Annotated in this window: 16 protein-coding genes, 1 tRNA gene, 2 rRNA genes and 1 riboswitch; of the genes, 3 read left to right on the forward strand and 16 right to left on the reverse strand. The window is 46.3% G+C overall.

Annotated elements, in window-relative coordinates; all coding sequences use genetic code 11:
* Positions 1-10: 10 nt before the first annotated feature.
* The 7 genes from VR7878_RS17930 to lysC all read right to left on the reverse strand — a co-directional run bounded on the left by VR7878_RS17930 (position 11) and on the right by lysC (position 8,965).
* Positions 11-1,615: a hydrogenase 4 subunit F gene (locus VR7878_RS17930; protein WP_235862909.1), complete on the reverse strand. Its 1,605-nt coding sequence runs from the start codon at positions 1,613-1,615 to the stop codon at positions 11-13.
* Positions 1,616-1,619: 4 nt separating this feature from the next.
* Complete coding sequence (hyfE, locus tag VR7878_RS17935; protein WP_077337382.1) at positions 1,620-2,267, reverse strand: hydrogenase 4 membrane subunit; 648 nt, start codon at positions 2,265-2,267, stop codon at positions 1,620-1,622.
* Between the two features lie 10 nt (positions 2,268-2,277).
* Positions 2,278-3,717, reverse strand: coding sequence for a hydrogenase 4 subunit D (locus tag VR7878_RS17940; protein ID WP_077337383.1), 1,440 nt, complete (start codon positions 3,715-3,717; stop codon positions 2,278-2,280).
* An 11-nt stretch (positions 3,718-3,728) separates the two neighbouring features.
* Positions 3,729-4,685 (reverse strand): respiratory chain complex I subunit 1 family protein, encoded by a 957-nt coding sequence (locus tag VR7878_RS17945; RefSeq protein WP_370737102.1) that lies wholly within the window; start codon positions 4,683-4,685, stop codon positions 3,729-3,731.
* Entirely contained in the window at positions 4,682-6,715 is a 2,034-nt protein-coding gene (gene hyfB, locus VR7878_RS17950; protein WP_077337385.1) for a hydrogenase 4 subunit B, read from the reverse strand. The genes VR7878_RS17945 and hyfB overlap by 4 nt, the downstream gene beginning before the upstream one ends.
* 1 nt (position 6,716) lies before the next feature.
* Positions 6,717-7,322: a 4Fe-4S dicluster domain-containing protein gene (locus tag VR7878_RS17955; RefSeq protein WP_077337386.1), complete on the reverse strand. Its 606-nt coding sequence runs from the start codon at positions 7,320-7,322 to the stop codon at positions 6,717-6,719.
* Positions 7,323-7,603: 281 nt separating this feature from the next.
* Complete coding sequence (lysC, locus tag VR7878_RS17960) at positions 7,604-8,965, reverse strand: lysine-sensitive aspartokinase 3 (protein ID WP_077337387.1); 1,362 nt, start codon at positions 8,963-8,965, stop codon at positions 7,604-7,606.
* Positions 8,966-9,076: 111 nt separating this feature from the next.
* Positions 9,077-9,253: riboswitch (Lysine riboswitch) on the reverse strand.
* A 186-nt stretch (positions 9,254-9,439) separates the two neighbouring features.
* On the opposite strand from lysC, the gene VR7878_RS17965 reads away from it, so the two are divergent.
* Positions 9,440-10,570 (forward strand): pyridoxal-phosphate-dependent aminotransferase family protein, encoded by a 1,131-nt coding sequence (locus VR7878_RS17965; protein WP_077337388.1) that lies wholly within the window; start codon positions 9,440-9,442, stop codon positions 10,568-10,570.
* Positions 10,571-10,572: 2 nt separating this feature from the next.
* On the opposite strand, the gene VR7878_RS17970 is transcribed toward VR7878_RS17965, so the two are convergent.
* The 4 genes from VR7878_RS17970 to VR7878_RS17985 form a co-directional block, all read right to left on the reverse strand.
* A complete protein-coding gene (locus tag VR7878_RS17970) occupies positions 10,573-12,282 on the reverse strand; it encodes a PglL family O-oligosaccharyltransferase (protein ID WP_159440500.1) in 1,710 nt (569 codons plus the stop codon).
* Positions 12,283-12,373: 91 nt separating this feature from the next.
* The gene (gene uvrA, locus VR7878_RS17975) at positions 12,374-15,196 is read right to left on the reverse strand and encodes an excinuclease ABC subunit UvrA (protein ID WP_077337390.1); all 2,823 of its coding nucleotides are present in this window, start codon (positions 15,194-15,196) and stop codon (positions 12,374-12,376) included.
* 138 nt (positions 15,197-15,334) lie between these two features.
* Positions 15,335-16,243 (reverse strand): UTP--glucose-1-phosphate uridylyltransferase GalU, encoded by a 909-nt coding sequence (gene galU / locus VR7878_RS17980; protein WP_077337391.1) that lies wholly within the window; start codon positions 16,241-16,243, stop codon positions 15,335-15,337.
* 116 nt (positions 16,244-16,359) lie between these two features.
* Positions 16,360-17,007: a response regulator transcription factor gene (locus VR7878_RS17985; RefSeq protein WP_077337392.1), complete on the reverse strand. Its 648-nt coding sequence runs from the start codon at positions 17,005-17,007 to the stop codon at positions 16,360-16,362.
* 272 nt (positions 17,008-17,279) lie between these two features.
* On the opposite strand from VR7878_RS17985, the gene VR7878_RS17990 reads away from it, so the two are divergent.
* Positions 17,280-17,813 (forward strand): single-stranded DNA-binding protein, encoded by a 534-nt coding sequence (locus tag VR7878_RS17990; protein WP_077337393.1) that lies wholly within the window; start codon positions 17,280-17,282, stop codon positions 17,811-17,813.
* A 117-nt stretch (positions 17,814-17,930) separates the two neighbouring features.
* Here VR7878_RS17990 and metH read toward each other — a convergent pair whose 3' ends face one another.
* Positions 17,931-21,605, reverse strand: a complete 3,675-nt coding sequence (gene metH / locus VR7878_RS17995; RefSeq protein WP_077337394.1) for a methionine synthase — start codon at positions 21,603-21,605, stop codon at positions 17,931-17,933.
* A 192-nt stretch (positions 21,606-21,797) separates the two neighbouring features.
* Between metH and VR7878_RS18000 the strand changes: the two genes are divergently transcribed.
* Complete coding sequence (locus VR7878_RS18000) at positions 21,798-23,114, forward strand: cation:proton antiporter (RefSeq protein WP_077337409.1); 1,317 nt, start codon at positions 21,798-21,800, stop codon at positions 23,112-23,114.
* Between the two features lie 70 nt (positions 23,115-23,184).
* On the opposite strand, the gene VR7878_RS18005 is transcribed toward VR7878_RS18000, so the two are convergent.
* The 4 genes from VR7878_RS18005 to VR7878_RS18020 all read right to left on the reverse strand — a co-directional run.
* A complete protein-coding gene (locus VR7878_RS18005) occupies positions 23,185-24,123 on the reverse strand; it encodes a phospholipase A (RefSeq protein ID WP_205409486.1) in 939 nt (312 codons plus the stop codon).
* Positions 24,124-24,578: 455 nt separating this feature from the next.
* Positions 24,579-24,655: transfer RNA gene (locus tag VR7878_RS18010), tRNA-Asp, on the reverse strand.
* 162 nt (positions 24,656-24,817) lie between these two features.
* Positions 24,818-24,933 (reverse strand): 5S ribosomal RNA (gene rrf, locus VR7878_RS18015).
* An 87-nt stretch (positions 24,934-25,020) separates the two neighbouring features.
* Positions 25,021-25,361: ribosomal RNA gene (locus VR7878_RS18020) — 23S ribosomal RNA — on the reverse strand; the annotation flags it as partial.

The raw sequence follows: 25,361 nt of genomic DNA on the forward strand, positions 1-25,361 counted from the left end.
CATAAGGCCTCTAGTTGATCGATTCAGTCAGAGATACAGCCGATAAACTGTCACTGCTTGAAGAAATGGGTTCAACACCTTGTTGCCAAGGGAGATTTAATGTTTCAAGGAGAGATTCATTGGGTTGATTAATGACAATTTGTGTCGCTTGTTCGACACCATGAAGAATCGTGTTCGGAATATGAGTCCCCATCACGACCATCAGTACAATCAGTGCCACCAGCGGACACACTGTCAGGTAATTCACTTCTCCTTTTTCAACATGCTCAGGAGCCGCGCCCATCACACAACCTGCAACTAACCGGGCGAATCCGGCCAGTACCAGTGTCAACAGCAGGAGTAAAACAATGATCAACACCGGATGTTGCGCATACAGCCCGGAACAGATAATCAGAAACTCACTGACAAACAGATTAAATGGCGGCACACCGGCCAGCGCCAGCGCACCGGCACCAAACAGAATACCGGTCCACGGGGCTATCCGAACCACACCTTTAATAATATTCATGTCCCGGGTGCCATACTTGAGCATGATATTACCGGCTCCGCAAAACATCAGTGTTTTACCAAGACTGTGGTTCATCATGTGAAGCAGCGCAGCAAAAATGCCCAGCGGACCAAGACCAATCGCGAATGCGATTAATCCCATGTTTTCAACACTGGAATAGGCTAATAACCGCTTAATATCCTTCTGAATCAGAATAAATAGCGCAGCGACACCAACCGAAAGCAGCCCGAATCCGAGCATCAGAGAGCGGGCAAAGTCACTGCCGAGTACAATCGAACTAAGCGTGAAATGACGCATAATGATCAGCAGCGCACAGTTTAATAGCCCTGCCGAAAGTAATCCGGAAACCGGGCTGGGAGCTTCTGAGTGCGCATCCGGTAACCATGTATGCATCGGAAATAAACCGGTTTTGGTCCCGAAACCAATCACGATAAAGATAAAGGCAATTTGCATCAGCCGCGGATCAAGCAAATGCGCATGATCCCGCAGTGTTGTCCATAGCAATGCCTGCTCCGGTGCATCGAATACTGCGACGGCATTGGCATAGGTCATCACCGTCCCAAACAGGCCAAATGCGACCCCGACGCTGCACAGCATAATGTATTTCCAGGCGGCTTCCAGTGATGAACGCTGATAATACAGCCCGACTAAAAACACCGAACTGATGGTCGTCGCTTCAATCGCCACCCACATCATCAGGATATTATTGGCGGTTAAGGCAATCAGCATCGTCGCCAGAAACAGATTGAAGAGTCCGTAAAACAATGAGACTTGCTTGCCTGACAATTCACCGTGCTGATGCTCGTGCCCGATATAACCAATCGAGTGAATTCCCGTACACAAGGCCACCAGCCCGAGTACCGCAAGGAACAGTGCCGATAGTCCATCAAGCATCAACCAATGACCGGCAGAAAAGATTGTGCCATGCCTGAACACTTCAATGGCCATCCCCCAACTGATGCCCCAAGTTGTCACGATACTGACGAGGTGAATCACCGTGGATAAGTGGCGGAACTGGTCACGCAGCGCAATGCAAATCAAGGCAATCATCGCTGCGGTTAAGGGAATGCCAAGCAAGTACGGAAACAGATTATTCATAGACATCATACAATTACCCTTTCAGTACAGTCAGTTGTTTCACATCCAGCGTATTGAGTCTGCGAAAAATTAACCGGGCCAGAATCACCATCACAATCACCGCAAAGATCGCGTCAATCGTAATCCCGATTTCCAACAAATGAGGTGCGCGATGTGCAACCAGCGCTAACATCAGAGATGAACCATTCTCCATCAGGCAATAGCCGAATAACTGCTTCAGAATGTTTCTTTGAGTGATGATACACAGCAGCCCGATAAAGAAGTGCGCCAGCGATACCGCGAGGACAGGTTTCAGCGTTGCAACCATCGGTAACGCTACGGGTTGAATAATATAGAGACAGGTCAGACTGATCACCGCGACGAAAACCGCAATCAACGCAGGGTGAAAAACAGGCTTTTCCGCTGCTGCATCGCGCATTTTTCCCAGTTGGATATATAAAATCGTCGGTAACAAAACCACTTTCGAAATAAAAGCAGTCATCGACCAAAGGTACAAATCACTCGCGTCGTAGTGGTCGGCGATGACCACAAAGAGCAGGACCAACACGAAAGACTGACAGGCATACAGCCAAGATGCAGTTCTGGCCTGACGGGCAATCACCACAAAATAAGACGTGATGACTAACAATCCGGCAAGATTATTCATCATGAGATCATTCATTATGCATCTCCTATTGAAGCCATGTTGCAGCAATCACACTCGATAGCACCGACATTGTGATTAATACAACTAAGGTTATTTTCATTGAACCGGGTAAAGGGGACATCCGCTCAACCGCTTCAGAAGGTTCACCGATAATGGTTCGCCCAAACCAGTACAGCAGCCAACCGAATGTCGCGACGGACTCAATCAGTGCCAGAACCAGAAGTGGCGTCAGCCAAGCATGGGTTGCAGACAGATGGAATCCGGCCTCGAACAACGGGAACTTACTGAAAAACCCATTCAATGGCGGAACACCGGCGATTGCCATTGCCGCGATACAGAACCCGACAGCCAAAAGCGGTGATTTGCGAATGACCCCCTTCAGTTGAGGCAACATTCGGGTGCCGCAGGCATAGCTGAATGAGCCAGCAACGAAGAAGAATAAACATTTGGCAAAGGCATGGTTGAAGATATAAGCAACGCCACTTTCCAGCGCCAGAGATGACCCCATCGCGGCCATCGAGAGCGCCAGAAAAATATACGCCAGCTGAGTGATGGTTGAATAAGCCAGCAAGCGCTTCATATCTTTTTGCGGCAGATACATTAAGAACCCGTAGATCATGGTGATCATCGCCGCGACAATCCCGACAATCCCGACGATTTCAGGAATATCTCCGGCAGACAGAATACTACGGGCAAAAATGTAAACGCCTACTTTCACCATCGAAGCAGCATGTAAGTAAGCACTAATCGGTGTCGGTGCATTCATCGCATCGGGAAGCCACATATGCATCGGTAGTTGCGCCGATTTCCCCCACGCGGCAAACATAATACCGAACAGCACCACCAATTTAGCCGTAGGGGCTAAACCTGCAATGGCAGTGAGTTCAAACGTCCCGGCTTGGACAAACAGGGTCGCCGCTGCGATAAATAAGCCCAATGAGGCAATATGAGTAACAAGCAACGCTTTCAGTGCTGAACGAAACGCCAGTGGGGTTTGGTAATAACCGATCAGAGACCAGGAACAAGCACCGGTAATTTCAAAAAACAGTAACTGTCCCAAAATAGTGGAAGAGAAAACCAGACCGGCCATGGCTCCGATAAAGATCAGCAGAAACGCATAATATCGTTTTGCACCATGCTGCGCGTGTTCTTTGTTCCCTGAACTCATATACCCCAGAGAATAAATCGCCACAATCAGGCCTAATCCGACAACCGCCACAGCGATCAGAGTACTGACTTTATCGAAAACCAGACCAAAAATAAGAACATGCCCGACATGCAACAGGGGTACTGAAGCTGATTCGCCACCGGCGGAGAAAAAGAGATAAGATAATCCCCACGTCCCTAATGTTGCCAACACGGCAAAAAACTGACAAATCCACTTTGCAGACTGCTCAGAGGCCAACAGGATGAATATTGCCCCTAAAAAAGGAAGCCCAATAGTGAGTAATCCAATGATTTCCATCGTTTAATCCCTCACAATCGAATGATGTAAAATGCGAGTGCTAAAACAGCACAAGCAAAGGCAGACCAAGTCAGCCGGTGAGAATTCAGGAAACGGACACGAGCCATGCTGTTTTCAACCAATGCCGCCAAAAAGAACACGACAATGAGCTTGAGCAACAGAATCGCGCTCGCAATCCCCAAAGCCGTTACCGTCAACTCAGCCGCTTTTCCCCACGGGAAGAAAATCGCCAAGAATAACTGAGCAACGACCAGTTGCTTCAGCCCCAATCCCAGCTTCACCATCGCGAGCCCCGAACCGGAGTATTCAGTAACCGGCCCCTCTTGCAGCTCTTGCTCAGCTTCAGCAGCATCAAACGGCAGTTTTCCCATTTCGATAAACACAGCAAACGCACAAGCAACACCGGCCAAAATTACCGGAATCGGCTGATTGAGACTGGCGGTTAACATGCCCTGACTGATGTAACCCAAATCGGTCGATCCGACCATTAAAGCCATCAGAAAAATCGCCAGCATTAACACCGGCTCGACCAAAACACCCAACGTCAGCTCACGACTACTGCCGATCCCGCCAAACATGCTGTTCGCATCAATGCCAGCTAGGGCAAAAAAGAATCGAAAAATTGCCAGTAGATAAATATCGGTGATCACATCCCCTGAAATCGGAAACGGCGACACCTGTGTCAACGTCGGTAAAGCCATTGCAATCAATAACATGGTGACAATCAGAATCCACGGCATTGCCCAGAAAATGCCACCGGCATTCTCCGGTGCAACTGACTGACGACGCAGTAACTTGGCGATGTCCCGATAATCCTGAAGCAATCCCGGCCCACGCCGGGAATGAATTCTGGCTCTGAGTACCCGTGAAAATCCGGTGGCTAACGGTGTCAAAAGCAGCATGAATAAAGCCTGACCAAACGCAAGCACCATCCAGCTCATCTCTGGCATATGTAGTTCAGGCATCATTTCACTCCTGATTCAAACGGAAGAATAAGTAACACAATCAGTGCTATCACAATGTAGAGACAGTAGATGCGGAAATCCCCGCCCTGTAGCTTTCTCCCCCAGTCCCCGAGCTTCAGCACCGCATCACAACAAGGTCGAACCAAAAACCGATCAAATACAGGCTCAATCGCTGCTGCTGAAATCGTGGCTTGCTGATAGCTTCGTTTCATCCATCCGGATGGGTCGAGCAAGATCCGCATCCGATAGATCGGTGAGAACATATAACGCAGAGGTTGCGTAAACCCGCTCGCTGAGACCGTCATGCGTTGTTCATAAGCATATCCGCACGCCCACGGGTCGCCTTGATGACGCCGTTCGAGGCGGTGTTTTTTAAACAGCGACAAAACCAGCAACGGAACAATCAACAGCACAATTAAACTGATGGTAATCACCGGCGTCGAAAGAATCGCCTGCGTAGTTGAGACCGGATGCAGCGCGATGCCCTGCTGCACATCGACCGGTGGCATTGCCAGAATATTGGTGGCAACATCAGAGATGTAAGGCGCAATCCAAGGCGAACCGATACCAAGAATAAGGCATAGCAATGCCAGAAACCCTGTGCCGACAAGCATCGACCACCCGACTTCACGGGCCTGACTGCCGATTTGGGTTCGCGGAGCACCGGTAAAACAGATACCGTAGACTTTCACAAAACACATACATGCCAAAGCCCCGGTTATCGCCAGCATCACGACAGCACCGAGCCCTGCCGTCACCATGAAGATATGATTTTGCTGGCTCATCTGGAACAGAGACTGATAAATGAACCATTCACTGACAAAACCATTGAGTGGCGGCAATGCAGAAATCGCCATCGTACCAATCAAAAAGGCGAGCGCGGTATAAGGCATCAGCTTACCTAATCCACCCATACTTTCCATATCCTTGGTATGAACTTGCGAGATCACTGAACCGGCACCAAGGAAGAGTAACCCTTTGAATACAGCGTGGTTAAGCAGGTGATAAAGCCCGCCCAACAAACCTAAAGCAGCAAGAATCGGATGACCGGATGCCGTCCCAATCATCGCCACACCGACACCCATTAAGATAATGCCGATATTCTCCACAGTGTGGTAGGCGAGTAGGCGTTTGATATCGTGTTCTGCCAGTGCGTACATCACCCCCAGTACCGAGGAGAAAGCGCCAAAGGCAAGCACCAGATATCCCCACCAAATTTCGGCACCACCGAGAAAAACGAGCCCGACTTTAATAATGCCAAATACCCCAATTTTGACCATCACACCGGACATCAGTGCGGATGCGTGAGAAGGTGCGGCGGGGTGAGCTTGCGGTAACCAGCTATGTAGCGTAATCATGCCGGCTTTCGCCCCAAAACCAAAGAACGCCAGTAAGAAGATGACTGATGACTCCCATGCGGGCAAAGACAGATGGGAAAAGTCGGTGAAATTCAGAGTGCCGGCCGCGCGGTACAGCATAAAGAAGGCGATCATGATAAGCACGGAGCCGGCATGGGCAATCAGAAAATACTGTAGCCCGGCACGAATACTTTTTTCACTCTGTTCCACCAACACCAGAAAATAGGATGCCAGTGACATCATTTCAAAGAACACGATGAAGTAAAATGCATTATCTGCCACAACTAACGCAACCATCGAAGCAACAAAAAGGTTGAGAAACAGGCTGATCCCCCATCCCCCTTTGCCTTGATATTCCTTCATATAGTGGAAACCGTATATAGAGGCAGCAATGACAATCAGCGAAATCACCATCACCATAAATGCTGCTAATCCGTCAAAACGAACGAGCAATTGCGCAAAAGGGAAAGGGCTGAAAAGCTGCGTTTGCCACACTTGATGGCTGACGAGGGCATACCCTGCACTGATCACACCGGTGACACCGCCAATCGTAGAACACAGACTCGCAAGAGACACAGCCAAAGATTCCTGCCGGGAATTGCCAAACAAGGCCACAACGCAGGCGATGAGATAACACCCCACCGATAAAGCCAACAGCGATAAAGGACTCATCATGTTATTTCTCCATATCCACAGTCAGTGAGCCGTTGGCAGTCACTTCTCTCTTGAGCTTGCGGGCACGTTCCGTTGCTTCGTCACTCACCAACACGATGGCTCCGGTCGGACAGACTTCCATACAGGCAGGGCCTTCCTCTCTGAACTCACACAAGTCACATTTCACCGCAATACTTTTCACCCCCGGTTCCCAAGCCAAGAGATCATGACCAAACGTTCGCGGCACGGACGTAGATGGGTTACTGGAACGTGGTGTTGACGGTATATAAGTGTCATAACTGTTGGCATGAGCAATCGGGCGACTGCCATCGAGAGCAATCGCACCAAACGGACAAGCTACAGCACACAATGTGCATCCGACACAAATTGATTCATTGAGAAATATCCGGTCAGCTTCTTTGGTGATCGCCTGAACCGGGCAGACCGTTGCACACGGCGCATCTTCACAATGACGGCACATGACCGGAACCGTTGTCTCGTTATTTTTCACAACAGTCAAACGCGGGTGACTTTGCAATCCGACTTTCTGGTGAACATCAGAACAGGCAGCCATGCATGTCTGACATCCGATACACTTCTTAGGATCGGCAACTACAAATTTTTTCATAGCATTCCCTGACAGCTAAATAATCAACTCAGGGGCAATAACCATGCCATTTGTATGACTTTATTTTTATTTTATAAAAATCAATAACTTAAAAAATTACTTACTTTAAAATTCATCATTCTCGCAAGTAGTGCATCACAAAATCAATCACTCTCGACACTGGGTGTCGACACTATTGACGAAACAAAGGTAAGTTCAGGATTCTACAAAAAAAGTCATAAAAAAAAGAGGTTGGCGATGCCAACCTCTTTTCGAATGTTTTTGCTTATTTCTCGATGGTTTTATCCGTTGTCTTGCGGCTCAAACAGATCCTGATGCAGTTTTTGAATCACACCTTTTGCATCGTCGGCATCAACAAGAAAACATAGATTATGATCACTGGCACCATAACAAATCATGCGCATATTATAATCACCGAGGGTACTGAAAACCTCTTTGGCATAGCCTTTGGTCTCCATATGGTTACCAATCAAAGCGACCAGACTCAGATTTCGTTCGACTTCAATATGTGCCAGTTCTTCCAACTCAGCCCGGGCAGCTGCAGGCAGCTCAGGCGCACCACCGGAAGTATCGGTCTTATCAAGTGTGATCGAAACACTAATCTCGGATGTGGTAATCAAATCAACAGAGATTTTATGCTTGGCCAGAATTTCAAACACCTTAGCCAAAAAGCCATACGCGTGGAACATTTTAGCACTGCGAATCGTCACCATCGTTTGATTGGCTCGCAATGCCAGCGCCCGGAAATAAGGCGAGTTTTCTACACGTTTACGAATCCAGGTACCGCCTTTCTCCGGCTCTTTCGATGAACCGACAAAGACAGGAATACCGTGCCGCAGCGCAGGAAGCAATGTTGAGGGATGCAGGATTTTTGCACCAAAATTCGCCATTTCTGAGGCTTCATTGAAGCTAATTTCGGGAATCGGCGCGGCTTTAGGCACAATACGTGGGTCAGTAGTATAAATCCCGGGAACATCTGTCCAGATTTCCAGACCTGATGCCTGAACCGCTTCGGCAATCAGTGCTGCTGAATAATCACTTCCGCCGCGCCCCAGAGTGGTGGTATTACCTTGCTCGTCAGAGCCGATAAATCCTTGCGTTACCACCAGATGTTTTTTACACAACGGTGCCAGTTTGTCTTTCGCTTGCATCGCCGTGACTTCGATCTGTGGTTCAGCGCGGCCATAGTAATCATCCGTGCGTAACACATCGCGAATATCAAATCTGACCGCATCGATACCCCGTTCTTTGAGAACCTGAGTCAAAATGTGTGTCGAGATTAATTCACCACAAGCAACCAGATGATCTGTCAGTTTACTGCTGGTCTGAAAAGATGCGGCGTCCGCGAGACTGGTTACCGTATCAAGGATGGCCTGAACCGCCTCTTTGACTGGGTCTTGCTCTTGCAACGACTCAATGATTGAAAAATGGATGTCAGACAATTGTTCTAAGATCGATGTACGTCTTTCGGCATCCTGTACACCGTTGGCCAGTTCAACCAGCAGATTTGTCACGCCAGAGCAGGCACTGCTGACAACAAGCTTGGTGTCCGGATTACTTTCGATGACGGCAGCACAACGACTCATTGCTTCGAAGTTTGCCACGCTTGTTCCGCCAAACTTGGCGACATTGAATGCACTCACGGCATTTCTCCCACGACTTCCTAAAATAAAAAATGTTGTGTTGGGTAACCAACGTCCAATGTTCGAAGAGCGTATTTCTAGAGCAAAAATAGAGGTAATTCGTTGAAAGTAGACCTCAGAAGCTCTTCACCAGCTAGCACTGATGACAGTTGACGGGATTCAGCCCATTCACCCGACAATCCAAATCCACAACTATGGATCGTCTCGGCACTACTCCCCCTGAATATTTTGTCTTGGAGTTGAGGCTCCACAAAATACCTGCCTGGGCAGTGCTCCTCTTCTGCTTAACAGCCTAGGTATTGAACGTTTTTGTCCTATCAATGTCAATGACAAATTGAAGCAAAATGGTTAAATTTTACGCAAAAACTCAGGTTGCAAAAAAATCCCCGACTAGACTTGTGTCGGATAGCTTTCCTGACGGATAAGCGTTAGCCTGAATACTTGCCAATCAGTGTCAATGAAAGGAGTCAGCTTGTGACTGTACAAAGTTTTTTTCCACCACAAAGAACGCTCATGGGCCCTGGCCCGTCTGATATTCATCCCCGGGTGTTACAGGCTTTAAGCCGACCGACAATCGGTCACCTTGACCCATTATTTATTCAAATGATGGATGAATTAAAGTCTCTGTTACAATATGCATTTCAGACCGAAAATGAATTTACGATTGCCATTTCTGCTCCCGGAAGTGCCGGAATGGAGGCTTGTTTCGTCAATTTACTGGAGCCGGGAGACAAGGTTATCGTCTGTCGCAACGGTGTTTTTGGCGAACGGATGCGGGAAAATGTCGTTCGGTGCGGTGCCCACCCGATATTAGTGGATAATGCGTGGGGAGAAAGTGTCTCGGTCGAAAAAGTCGAACAGGCAATCCAAGAGCATCCGGATGCCAAAGTGTTAGCATTTGTCCATGCAGAGACTTCAACCGGTGCGCTCAGTGACGCCAAAGCATTAGGCCATCTGGCAAAGCAATACGGTTTGTTAACCATCGCCGATACGGTCACTTCATTAGGTGGCGTGCCTTTAGCCGTGGATGAATGGCAGTTGGATGCCGTTTACTCAGGCAGCCAGAAATGCCTTTCCTGTGTTCCCGGCCTCTCTCCCCTGACCTTTTCTCCGGCAGCAATTGAGACGATTAAGGCACGCAAAACACCGGTTCAAAGCTGGTTTCTCGATCAAACCTTAGTCATGGGCTACTGGAGCGGGCAACAAAAGCGCAGTTATCACCATACCGCTCCCGTCAATACTTTATACGCACTGCATGAATCATTGGTGCTACTGCAGGAAGAGTCTCTGACCGCCTCATGGCAACGCCACCAGCAGATGCATCAGCAACTGAAACAAGGGCTGGAACAGCTGGGGCTGACTTTTGTGGTTAAAGAAGAAGAACGATTACCACAATTGAATACCGTGCGTATTCCTGAGGGTATTGACGATGAATGGGTACGAAATTATCTACTGCGTCAGTATAATCTGGAAATTGGCGCAGGATTAGGTCAATTTGCCGGTAATGCGTGGCGTATCGGGCTGATGGGATATAGTGCCCGCACCGAAAATATCGCGCTCTGCCTGAAAGCTCTGGAAGATGCGCTCACACAATGTAAGAGATAAAATCACTTAGGATCAGACAGTACGATGTTCTCTTTGTCCGGAAGCACGAAAGGATATTGAGGAAATAAAAACTCAGCCTCTATCCTTGATTGTTCTGCGCGATTCATATCTCCGATATGCTGATATAACGCCATGAGCAATTGATAGTATGCCGGTCTTGGCTGCCGCTGGATCAACTCAAGCAGCCAAGGGACATAAGTGCTCAACTGCTGTTGATGTTGTATATCCTGATGCTTCAGTTGGTCAATGAGTTGTGCTTGCATCAATTGATCTTGCCATACTAACGGCATATATTTTGGTGCCTGTCGTGCAATCACCTTCCCTTGTTGGTATTGCATAAATATATTTTTCGCGCGCAGAAATGCACCACAATAAATGAGCGCCACAACTGGTATCATTATTCCCGCCCCTTTTAAAACACGGGTCGTCAACGTATGGAGCGGCAGACTTCTATATTTTGCGACCCGTTGATCCACCCAAAACAACAGCATGATAAATGTGATCCAGTGAATCGTAGACTGGCTGAACACATCATCTACCTGACTCGCCATTGCAATCGGAAACAGTAGCGACAATGTTGCAAGACGGGTTTTGGTCTTGGCACCATAGATACGTCCCAGAACAAATACAGCAGCCAGTGTAATCGCAACAATGGGTAAAAGCCCGCCTTCAATCCCCCAATAAAGCACTTCATTATGTGGGTGAGACAATCCGGCCAAAGGGGATGAATAATTTGGGTTCAATTGGTGTTGCCGGGCGCTGTAAAGCACATACTCTTCTTCAAAATGTCCGTAGCCGTACCCTGTAAACGGTTTTTCGATAAACATATCAATGGTTTGGGCAAGGCTGTCAGATAACGGTGATAAACCTTTGAACGACTGAGTATTAAATGGTGTTGTATAAAGCGCCTGAATCAGAATAAAGCCGGTCAGCAAGCCCAACATGATTGAAATACTCCATCCCCAAAGCCTTTTCCGACTGGCGAATCGGTACAGATAGGGAAAAATCATCACGATTCCGATCAAGGTCACACTCCACCCCGTGACGGAGCGAAGCAATATCAATAGAGGAATGCAGAGTAATGGCGTGATATAGAGCAAACTGGCAAAACTAAATTGTGTCTGATATTTCTTCAAATATCGAGACAGTAAATATCCGGATGCCAAAAGCCCCGTAGCAATATACGTCGCGAATATGTTGCTCGTCGGAAACACGCCCAACGGCACTTGAGCCGGATCGATAATCAGTTGATAGTAGGCCAGAACGCTTTCAATCAATGTCGACAATACGATCAACCAGATCAGTCGGTGTTTATGCTTGTTACTGAAACGAAACTGCTGCAACACAACAAAGAGAGCAAAACCACCCCATAAAGCGATAACACGATATGCAGCAAGCGAGACAGAGGCATGATCATAAAACAGGGGCAACGTCAGCAGTAAACAACAGACAAAGAGACCAATCGTCAGTTTTGAATACCTGATTTTCCCGGCTCTGATCACCTGAAATAAACCGACAGCAATCGCAATACTGACCCAAAACCAAGTCGCAAGATTAAATAGCAGTGTCAGCCCTACGCCTATATCTAGGTCACTCGGAAAATGCAGGAAAATGAGGTACAGCATCCCGAGAACAAATAAAAAAGGTCGATTTAAAGGCAGTTTTACCGGAGATGGCTCGAGCCTCGTTCCCCGCACGATCAGTGTCGCCATAGTCTCATTCATAATTGTGGGGAGACGACGTTGCCATGTAAAACATAGTAATGCTATGTTTCTCGCCTCCCAGCAGAAAATATTATGACCGTTATTCTAACATAGGTTTCAAAAAACGTGCGGTATGAGAACCAGCCACTTTAGACACATCCTCCGGTGTCCCCTGTGCAATGATTTCTCCGCCGCCTTGCCCGCCTTCAGGTCCCAGATCTACAATCCAGTCAGCCGTTTTAATAACATCCAGATTATGCTCAATCACCACGACCGTATTACCATGATCCCTCAAGCGGTGAAGCACCGTCAGCAGTTGCTGAATATCGTGAAAATGCAACCCGGTTGTTGGCTCATCAAGAATATACAAGGTTTTTCCCGTATCTCGTTTAGAAAGCTCTCTGGAAAGTTTAACTCGCTGAGCTTCACCGCCGGAAAGTGTCGTCGCTGCCTGACCTAAACGAATGTAAGACAACCCGACATCCATCAATGTCTGTAATTTTCTGGCAATCGCAGGGACAGGGTCAAAGAAAGTTCTCGCATCTTCCACCGTCATTTCCAGCACTTCATCAATGGTCTTGCCTTTATATTTAACTTCCAATGTCTCTCGGTTATAGCGTTTCCCCTTACAGATATCACATGGCACATAAACATCTGGCAAGAAGTGCATTTCCACTTTAATAACCCCGTCGCCCTGACACGCTTCACAACGCCCACCACGAACATTAAAACTGAACCGACCCGGTTTATACCCCCGGGAGCGAGACTCTTGTGTGCCGGCAAATAACTCACGAATCGGTGTAAAAATACCGGTATATGTCGCAGGATTAGAACGCGGTGTCCGGCCAATCGGACTTTGGTCGATATCAATGACTTTATCGAGTAGTTCAAGTCCTTTGATCTTTTTATAAGGCGCCGGTTCTTCAGCACTGGCGCCGTTCAGCTCGATATGGGCAATTTTATAAAACGTGTCATTGATTAAGGTCGATTTACCTGACCCCGATACCCCAGTGACACAGGTCAATAGTCCAACCGGAATAGTCAGAGCCACATCTTTGAGATTATTACCGCAAGCCCCGGAGAGTTCGACCACCTTCTTCGCATCAAAGGGGGTTCTTTGCGTCGGAATAGCAATTGACTTGGCTCCACTCAAATATTGGCCGGTTAACGAATCTGGTGTCGCAATCACTTCTTCAACATTGCCCTGAGCAACAATGTGTCCGCCATGTACCCCCGCTCCCGGACCAATGTCGACAATGTAGTCAGCCATCCGAATGGCATCCTCATCATGTTCAACGACAATCACGGTATTCCCTAAGTCACGCAGATGTGTCAGCGTTTGCAGTAATCTTTCATTATCGCGCTGATGCAATCCAATCGAGGGCTCATCAAGCACGTACATCACCCCGACTAAACCGGCTCCGATTTGACTCGCCAAGCGGATTCTTTGTGCCTCCCCGCCGGATAGTGTCTCAGCACTTCGTGAAAGGTTGAGATAGTTCAGACCGACATTCACCAAAAACTGAAGCCGATCATTGATCTCTTTCATAACCTTTTCAGCGATTTGTGCTTTCTGTCCGGTAAGCTGTAACGACTCAAAGAAAGTCAGTGCCTCAGCAATACTCAGCTCAACGACTTCAGGAAGAGAGGTTTCATTGACAAACACGTGACGAGCTTCTTCCCGAAGCCGGGTTCCGTGACAACTGGCACAAGGTTTGGTCGAAATAAATTTAATCAGATCATCCCGAACTGAATTCGATTCAGTTTCGCGATAGCGTCTTTCCAGATTACTCAGAATGCCTTCAAAAGGATGAGATTTTATCCGAGTATCACCGCGATCATTGACGTATTTAAACTCAATCGACTGGGTCCCTGATCCTTGCAGAATGACATTTTGGATTTTCTTCGGTAGTTTTTCGAAAGGTGTCGTCAAATCAAAATCATAATGCTCAGCGAGAGATGTCAGCATTTGAAAATAATAGAAGTTCTTTTTATCCCAGCCACGAATCGCGCCATTTGCCAAACTGAGACTTTTATCCTGAACAACCCGGGACGGGTCAAAATACTGCTGGACGCCTAAGCCATCACAAGTGTGACAAGCCCCGGCCGGATTATTAAACGAAAACAGTCGCGGCTCCAGTTCCTGCATACTATAGCCACAATGTGAACAGGCAAAATTAGATGAGAATACGATTTCATCTCCCGCTTCATCCATCGAAGTGACAAGCACAATACCACCAGACAGTTCTAACGCGGTTTCAAAAGACTCAGCCAAACGCTGCTGCAAATCTGACCGGACTTTAAAGCGATCAACAATCACTTCTATAGTATGTTTTTTATGTAGCTCTAATGTCGGTGGATCAGAAAGATCGCTGATTTCCCCATCAATCCGGGCACGAATAAACCCTTGAGCTGCAAGATTTGCCAGCGTTTTGACATGTTCACCCTTCCGCTCTTTAACAATTGGCGAAAGCAACATCATTCTTGTCCCTTCAGGAAGCTCCAGGACTTTATCAACCATCTGACTAATTGTCTGTGCAGCCAGCGGAGTATGATGTTCAGGACAGCGAGGTTCCCCGACCCGGGCATAAAGTAAGCGCAGGTAATCGTAGATTTCGGTGATAGTACCGACGGTCGAACGCGGGTTATGTGAGGTTGATTTTTGTTCAATCGATATGGCTGGAGACAAACCTTCAATATGATCAACATCCGGTTTTTCCATCAAAGACAGAAACTGTCGTGCATAAGCCGACAGAGACTCAACATACCGTCTTTGCCCCTCCGCGTACAGCGTGTCAAAAGCGAGGGAAGACTTTCCTGAACCGGATAACCCTGTGACGACGATAAGTTTGTCACGCGGAAGTGTCAGACTGATATTTTTTAAATTGTGGGTACGAGCACCCCGAACGTCAATACTATCCATCTTCTATGCTCTGGTAACATGTGGCAATAACCTAGTATTACATAGAGTCAGATATGAGCAAAGTCTTACTGTATAAAAAAACAGTGTTCTGATAAAATAATGAGCGACATCTGCCGCTCATTCCGACAAACCATCGACTCAAGCAGAAACAGCTTGTTCACCTTTCTGCGCTGCTGGTTCACCTTTTTGCGTTGAATGTTTATTGAGTTCGACTTTATCAGAGTTCTTCTGATAGAGATGTTCGAAGCAGTAATTCGTAGCTTCAATATAGCCCTCAACACTACCGCAATCGAAACGGTGACCTTTAAATTTATACGCCAGAACACATCCGGCTTTTGCCTGTTTTAACAGGGCATCGGTAATTTGAATTTCCCCGCCTTTCCCCGGCTCAGTCTGTTCAATTAAATCAAAAATGTCAGGCGTCAGAATATAGCGACCAATAATAGCCAAATTACTTGGGGCTGTACCAGCCTCTGGTTTTTCGACCATATCATCCACCCGGAACAGATCATCTTTGATCATTTCACCGGCAATCACACCGTATTTGTGCGTCTCATCTTCTGGTACTTCCTGTACCGCGACGATTGAACAACGGAATTGTTTAAATAGCGCCACCATCTGGGCAAGAACACCATCCCCGTCACTGACACACAAGTCATCAGCAAGGACAACGGCGAACGGTTCATCCCCGACAAGTTCACGGCCGGTAAGGATCGCATGACCCAACCCTTTCATTTCACGCTGACGAATATAAGTAAAATTTGTGGTTTCAATAATTTTACGAATATCGACAAGCAATTTTTCTTTGTTGGTTCCTTTGATCTGGTGCTCCAGCTCATAGTTCATATCAAAATGATCCATGATCGAGTGCTTTCCTCGCCCAGTTACAATACACATCCCATTCATACCTGCCTGAATCGCCTCATCAACACCGTATTCGATCAAAGGCTTGTTGACGACCGGCATCATTTCTTTCGGCATTGATTTGGTTGCAGGTAAAAAACGAGTTCCATAGCCAGCTGCTGGGAAGAGACATTTTTTAATCATATTATCCTTACCTTGTTGTATTCAGGTTTCCATCAACTTTATTCACTCTACCACGACTTATACTGCAAGGTGATTGGGGATTGAAAAGATCCGGTCAAATCATACTACTGACTCATTTATGAGACTAGATTTTGTTTTGCCCATGTTGTCGCTTGAGTTCGGTTTTTTACCGATATTTTCTTAAAAATTTGATACAGATGTGATTTAACCGTGAACTCACTGATGAACAGGTTATCTGCGATTTGTGTATTTGTTGCCCCTGTTTTCAGACAACGCAGAATTTCCAACTCTCTGGAAGTCAGAGATATCGCTGCACTGATATGTTTATTGTTAAATAAATGGCGATAGTAATGAAGGAGCTGCCCACAAATATGTCGTGGTAAATAAATACGCCCCTCTCGGATCTCATGGAGTGCAGCAATAATCAGTTCAATCGGATCACTACGATAGAAGAGTCCTTTCAGGTTGCCTAACTGGAGAAGTTCTTCTGTTCTCGGGCGTTTATCAACATTGATGACAACCGTTTCGAGGCATAAATCCAGTGCGTTATACATGTTCAAACGGGATAGCAATACCTCCTTATGTTGATAATCAAACAGGAGTATTTTGTGCCGATCGGTTTGATGAGACAGCATAAATTGCCGAGGTTGAATTTTCGGGAGTATCTGTCCCAGCGCCACCTCGATTTGACGATAGAGCGTTGGAGGTTCTTGATTATCGGGATAAAGGATATAAAGCATTCTGCTGTAATTTGATCTTTTCATGGCCTTGTCGGTGTGCTGATGGAATATCATTCAACATGCCAGAACAGAAAAAACTCTTCTAATTCAATCAATTGTTTATCGTGCAGCGTCTTATACCATTGAAAATATGAAGTCTATCAGTTTTAAAAAAATCGAGTGGCATTAAAAAAGTGATGTGATTTCCAAGACTTTTAAATGAATTGCGATCAGAATTAAGTAAGGTAGTTGAGACCTTTATCAAGCGTGGTATCCTATGCGCTGAATAGATACATCATGAGATGACGGAGCAAAGCATGGCAAGCCGTGGAGTAAACAAAGTTATATTAGTTGGGAACCTGGGAAGTGATCCTGAAGTCCGTTACATGCCAAGTGGCGGTGCAGTTGCGAACATCACGATTGCGACATCAGAAACATGGCGCGATAAAACGACGGGTGAGCAAAGAGAAAAAACCGAATGGCATCGTGTTGCCCTGTTCGGAAAATTGGCAGAAGTCGCCGGAGAATATCTGCGTAAAGGTTCTCAGGTATATATTGAAGGGCAACTGCAAACACGGAAATGGCAAGATCAAAGCGGTCAGGAGCGTTATACAACTGAAGTGGTTGTTCAAGGGTTTAACGGTGTGATGCAAATGCTGGGTGGACGTCAGGGAGCAGGGTCTGGTGGCCAAGCTCAGTCCGGGATGCAGTCTCAACAACAAAATAGTGGTTGGGGACAACCGCAACAGCCTCAGTCCCAAGCGGCTCATCAGCAACCACAGCAACAATCTGCACCGCAACCACAATACAATGAGCCACCAATGGATTTTGACGACGACATTCCGTTCTAGGCTACTGTTGATACCTGATTCATCGGGTACGTTATATTGCAATAAAGCCCCGTAAAACGGGGCTTTATTGCAACTCAGTAAGACAAAAAATTACAACTCGATGAAACAATAAACGGATTAATCCATATTCGGAGCCAGCCATTTTTCGGCTTCTTCCCGCCCCCAGCCTTTTCGTTCAGCATAGCTCAGCAATTGATCTTCCTGAATACCCGCGACAGCAAAATAACGGGAATCCGGATGAGAGAAATACCAGCCGGACACAGATGCACCGGGCCACATGGCATAGCTGGTTGTCAAAGACATCCCGATCTTCTCTTCAACCTGAAGCATTTCCCAGATGGTGGCTTTTTCCGTATGCTCCGGACAAGCCGGATAACCGGGTGCCGGTCTGATTCCCTGATATTTTTCCCGAATAAGTTCATCATTCGTTAAACACTCATCGGCTGCATATCCCCAGATCTCTTTACGAACCCGTTCATGCAAATATTCAGCAAAGGCTTCAGCCAGTCGGTCGGCAACAGCCTGAACCATAATGGCATTGTAATCATCCCCTTGCGCTTTATACGCATCGGCAAGTTCTCGTTCACCAATACCACCAGTGACAGCAAAAGCACCGATCCAATCTTTTTTACCACTACTTTTTGGGGCAATGTAGTCAGACAGACAATAGTTATATCCTTTCGGCTTCTGTGTTTGCTGTCGTAAGTGGTGTAATCGATGGATAACTTCCTGACGAGATTCATCCCGATAAACTTCAATATCATCACCGACACTTGCCGCAGGAAACAACGCACAAATCCCTCGTGCTTTCATCAGACCTTCACTCTCAACACGGTCTAAAAATTCATTGGCATCTTTAAACAGACGACGCGCTTCTTCACCTACCTCTTCATGATCCAAAATCGCTGGGTATTTCCCCATCAGTGACCAAGTCATAAAAAATGGTGTCCAGTCGATATATCGACGCAATGTAGAAATATCAAAATCATCAAAGACATGAACCCCACTTTGCAGGGGAACAGGCGGGGTGTAATTATCCCAATCAATCGCAACACGGTTTGCTTGCGCTTCTTCTAATGTAATTGGTCGAGTCCGGGGCGTTTTCCGTGCATGTTGTTCCCGGGTCCGTTCATAATCAATATTCAGCTTGTCAACAAATGCCGGCCGCAAGTCATCTGAAAGCAGAGAGGAACAAACACCAACCGCCCGGGATGCATTGTTTACATAAACCACCGGCTGATGGTAGTTTTGCTCAATCTTCACCGCAGTATGCGCCTTCGATGTCGTTGCACCGCCAATCAGCAACGGCAGTTCAAATCCCTGACGTTCCATCTCTTTGGCGACATGAACCATTTCATCTAAAGACGGGGTAATTAATCCCGATAAACCGATAATATCGACCTGTTTTTCTTTGGCAACTTTAAGTATCTGTTCACAAGGAACCATCACCCCAAGATCAATGATCTCGTAGTTATTACATTGCAGCACAACCCCGACAATATTCTTGCCGATATCGTGTACGTCACCCTTCACTGTCGCCAGTAAAATTTTGCCGTTGGTCCTTCCACCCTGTTTTTCTGCATTAATGTACGGTTCAAGATAGGCAACCGCCTGTTTCATCACCCGAGCCGATTTAACCACCTGGGGAAGAAACATTTTGCCCTCACCAAATAAATCACCGACCACATTCATCCCATCCATGAGCGGGCCTTCGATCACTTCTAATGGTTTCGCTGCCTGCTGTCTCGCTTCTTCAGTATCTTCAGTAATGAATTCGGTAATTCCTTTGACTAATGCATGTTCAAGACGCTTAGACACCGGCCATGTCCGCCATTCCAATGCCGCTGTATCATCCGCTTTGCCCACCGCATTTTCACGATACTCATCTGCAATTTCCAGCAAACGCTCGGTGCCATCATCGCGACGGTTGAGAATGACATCTTCAACGGCATTCCTCAGCTTTTCAGGAACATTATCATAGATCTCAAGCTGCCCGGCATTAACGATCCCCATATCCATCCCATTCTTAAAACAGTGGTAAAGGAATACAGCATGAATCGCTTCCCGCACATAGTTGTTACCGCGGAATGAGAAAGAGACATTCGACACGCCCCCCGAGACCATCGCATAAGGCAAATCTCTTTTAATATCACCGACAGCATTAATAAAATCGAGGGCATAATTGTTATGCTCATCTATCCCCGTGGCGACAGCAAAAATATTGGGATCGAAAATAATATCTTCCGGAGGGAAACCAACTTCATCGACCAGTATGCGATAAGCTTGGGTACAAATTTCTATTTTCCGTTCACGGGTATCGGCTTGTCCGACTTCATCAAATGCCATGACCACAACGGCAGCGCCATAACGACGGATCAATTTAGCCTGATGAACAAATTTCTCTTTGCCTTCTTTCAAAGAGATTGAATTGACAATTCCTTTGCCCTGAATACATTTTAATCCGGCTTCGATAACTTCCCATTTAGAGGAGTCCACCATTACCGGAACTTTGGAAATTTCTGGCTCAGATGCACACAAATTTAAGAAACGAACCATGCAGGCTTCTGCATCGAGCATCCCTTCATCCATGTTGATATCGATAATCTGAGCACCATTCTCGACTTGTTGTCTGGCAACATCTAAAGCTTCATCGTACAACTCTTCTTTGATGAGACGTTTAAACCGGGCAGACCCCGTAACGTTGGTTCGCTCCCCCACGTTGACAAACAGCGTTTCTTTCTCAATCAGGAGGGGCTCTAGTCCGGATAACCGACATGCCACGGGAATCTTCGGTAAGGAACGGGGCTGCACACCTTCAACGGCTAAAGCGATTTGACGGATATGCTCAGGCGTCGTTCCACAACATCCACCGACTAAATTGAGAAAACCGGCTCTGGCCCACTCACCAATATGCTCCGCCATTTCTTCAGGAGACAAGTCATATTCACCGAAAGCATTCGGTAATCCGGCGTTGGGGTGAGCAGAGACAAAAGATTCAGAAATTCGGGATAGTTCTTCAACGTAAGGACGCAATTCATCAGGGCCTAGTGCACAATTTAATCCAAACGATATGGGCTGAACATGGCGTAGTGAGTTATAAAATGCCTCCGTTGTCTGGCCGGATAAGGTTCGTCCGGACGCATCGGTGATAGTTCCTGAAATCATGACAGGCAATGTCACATTTAATTCTTCAAACACGCTATCAACAGCAAAAGCACAAGCTTTAGCATTTAAGGTATCAAAGATCGTCTCTAGCATAATCAGATCAACACCGCCTTTAATCAATGCGCGTGTTGATTCAGAATAAGCTTTAACCAAGCCATCAAAGGTCACGTTACGAAAGCCCGGATCATTCACATCGGGAGAAATAGAACATGTTCGATTGGTCGGCCCCAGTACACCGGCAACATAGCGAGGTCGATCCGGTGTTTTAGCAGTCCACTGATCCGCCACTTCCCGGGCCAACTGAGCAGCAGCAAAGTTTATCTCTTCGCTGTATGACTGCATATCATAGTCAGCCATGGCAATAGCAGTTGCATTGAATGTATTGGTCTCAAGAATATCAGCACCCGCTTCAAGATAACTCGAATGAATTTCTTTGATTAAATCGGGTTGAGTCAACACAAGCAGATCATTATTACCCTTTACATCGCAGTGCCAGTCAGCAAAACGTTCTCCGCGATAATCATCTTCTTGTAAGTTGTATCCCTGAATCATGGTGCCCATGCCACCATCAATCAATAAAATACGTTTTTGAAGCTGCTCTGCTATCTGATGCTTTACACGACTCACTTTATCGCCCTATCCATTGCTTTTTGTCCATCCTACCACACAAACACTAGAAATCTAGACGTCTATACGGTTATATAATAGATCAATTTAACACGAAAGGAGATCCTCTCACCACCAGAAAAAGTGATTGCTATTTATCCGACATCAAAGGAAAATTTCAACCTCCGTTTTCAAGATGTGAAGATAAAAAAAATGTCGGTCTACCACACACTATGCTTTCTTGCTGCTGCTGCAATGCTCATTGCTTTTTTAAACAGTAAAATAAGCAAGATGCAAACCACTATAGCAATTACCGCTGGTTCAATGATGCTTTCTTTACTGATCTTAATTGCCGGTCAGAATAATTGGTTTCATTTGACACAAATTGCAGCCACAACCATGAGTAGTATCAACTTTGAAAATTTTCTCCTCAAAGGAATTTTAGGCTTTCTTCTTTTTGCCGGTGGCCTTGGGATCAAATTACCTAACTTAAGAGATCAAAAGTGGGAGATCACGGTACTTGCTCTTGGTGCTACGCTTTTCTCGACTTTCTTTATCGGTTTTTCTCTATATGGCATCTGTCAACTAATCGGGATTCAATTTGATCTCGTGTACTGCTTATTATTCGGGGCACTGATTTCTCCGACTGACCCAATCGCTGTTCTCGCAATTGTGAAAAAACTGAATGCTCCCAAAAGAATATCGACTCAAATCGAGGGGGAATCTCTCTTCAATGATGGCTTTGGCTTAGTAATTTTCGTCACCATATTTACAATTGCTTTCGGTTCAGAACCACCAACTGTCATCAGTGTTTCTCAACTGTTTATCCAAGAAGCAATTGGCGGGATTGCCTATGGTTTCGTTTTGGGGATGATATTTCACTATCTTATTAGCGCAACGGATGACCATTCGATGGAGTTATTACTCACGATAGGTATTCCAACGGCCGGCTACGCATTTGCTGAAATTATTCATGTTTCCGGCCCTCTGGCAATGGTTGTTTCCGGAATTATGATTGGTAACTGGACACGGTTCATCGGCTTTTCCAAAGAAAGTGAAGAGCATTTGGATCATTTCTGGGAACTCGTCGACGAATTCCTCAATGGTGTGCTTTTCCTTTTAATCGGGATGTCGATGCTACTGTTCGAATTCCACGAGGAAGATTGGATCATGATGGCGATTGCCGTCCCATTGGTACTGCTAGCACGCTATTTGAGTGTTTATGTGTCCTATATCGGATTCAAACGCTATCGCCAATACAATCAATGGTCGATCAGAATATTAACTTGGGGCGGACTCCGCGGTGGATTAGCGCTGGCTATGGCACTATCCATTCCATCCGGCGTACTTATCATTCCAGAAAAGCTGATTGATGTGAAAGAGATCATTCTGGTAATGACCTATGCAGTCGTTGTATTCTCAATTTTAGTCCAAGGCTCTACCATCACCCCAATGGTTGAGAAAGCCAAAAAGGCAGAACTCGATAAAGAAATAGAAGAAGCCGCTCAAGCCAAAGAGAATCAGGCTTAATCGATATAAAAAGATGGTTCACTCTCGTGAACCATCTAAACATAAAGTAGATATTGATAAGTACGATTCATCACAACAAATCATTAAGTGCAATACCAATCCCGATTCTCTGAGTATGGACATTATAATCGACTAAACTTTCACCATAACCATTAAAATATTGCATATAAAATCTTAAATTATTCGCTTCTTTTAATATTGGATAGCTCCAGCTCAAACGTAATGCCCCGCGGTTATTTTTCTCCAAGTTATCTCGTAGGAGTAAGGTAAACCGATGCTGACCAACACCATACAGAGAAACAAACTCAAAGTTCCCCATATAATGTCGGATATCAGGGTTATCGTCGCCTGATGTGTCCATTGGAGATGTTTTATCTCGCTCAGGAATTCGCCACCACGCTTTCAAGCTCAAAGCTAGAGGGCCGCCATTATCAAACACCATCTGGCCATAAACCCGATTCCAACTTCTGGATAATGATCCTGATTGCCCATTCGATTGATGGTTAATCCCGAATAGCCATAAAGAGTTAGTCAAATCACCAATCTTCCAGTCATTATCAAACTGCATAAATAGTTCAGGCTCATGAACAATCTCACGAAATGGTGATGAACTGCCTCGATTGTAGACTTGCCACCAAGATTGATTGGTATAGGCAAAATAAAGGTCTCCCGTATCACCGATCAAGTGACTGGATATAGGCATCTTAAAACTAATCTGAAATTTAGCCTCATATTTATCCAGAGGCTGATGATTAAAGGTATCGACATCTGAAAAAGGGGCACTATTCGGATGTGGGTTATATGTGATAGGGAGTATGTAATTCTCTTTATGTGGAATAATGACAAACTCTTTATTCTCTACGGATTTTTCTTCAGCTACCCTTTGCTCGATTAAAGACTCATCACTCACATTATCTTGCTCTTCCGCAGCTTGAAGGGCGTGACAATAACCACCAAGCCCTAAAGACATCAGAAATAAATATTTAAAATACCCATACATTCTTGTCATAAATTATTATCTCTCCAGCCAAATCAACAAATAAACTAACATTATTTAACAATAAAACAATACCGCCAATCTCAATGCGTTTTCAAAAGCTGAAGAAACATCTGCATAACAATCCGCGGGTTTTGGTTTAAAAAAGAAAGGCTAACCCACTGAACGACCGCGCCACTTTCGCCAACCGCTAAAATGACAGGAATGAATCTCTCCGCCAGATACGAAAAAACCCAGCATTACTGCTGAGATCTTCAAATCAGTGGCCATTCTTTATACGGATAAGCGGACGGGAGTCGAGCCCGCGATTACCTCACGGCAGCGTGACAGGCCGCGGGGTTTAAAAAAGAAAGGCGAACCGACTGAACCGACCGCACCACTTTCAGCTGCCGGTGAAACTGACAGGCATTTATCTCACCGTCAGATACGAAAAAACCCCAGCATTGCTGCTGAGGTCTTCAAATCAGTGGCGGAGCGGACGGGACTCGAACCCGCGACCCCCGGCGTGACAGGCCGGTATTCTAACCAACTGAACTACCGCTCCACTGGTATAGCGCTCTAAATAAAGTCTTACCAATAACTGCTTTATTTAGAAGTTTGTCGCTGTGCGATGAGGACTTTGAAGCGAGAAGCGCAGTGTGCAAACGCACATGAGCATCGCAGCTATCAAAAGCATCAAGCTTCAGTAGACAAACTGTAAATTAAAGCCTGGCGATGTCCTACTCTCACATGAGGAGACCCCACACTACCATCGGCGCTGTTTCGTTTCACGACTGAGTTCGGCATGGAGTCAGGTGGGTCCAAAACGCTATGGTCGCCAAGCAAATTCTTTAATTCGGAAAGCTGTTTTCTTTGTTCTCTACACAATCAAATTGTTCTTAATGAGCCACAAAACCCCTTCGGTGTTGTATGGTTAAGTCTCACGGGCAATTAGTACAGGTTAGCTCAACGCCTCACAGCGCTTACACACCCTGCCTATCAACGTTCTAGTCTCGAACAACCCTTCAGGACGCTTCAAGCGCCAGGGAGAACTCATCTCAAGGCTCGCTTCCCGCTTAGATGCTTTCAGCGGTTATCGATTCCGAACTTAGCTACCGGGCAATGCGATTGGCATCACAACCCGAACACCAGAGGTTCGTCCACTCCGGTCCTCTCGTACTAGGAGCAGCCCCTTTCAATTCTCCAACGCCCACGGCAGATAGGGACCGAACTGTCTCACGACGTTCTAAACCCAGCTCGCGTACCACTTT

It is taken from the genome of Vibrio ruber DSM 16370, assembly GCF_900163965.1.
Classification (GTDB): Bacteria; Pseudomonadota; Gammaproteobacteria; order Enterobacterales; family Vibrionaceae; genus Vibrio; species Vibrio ruber.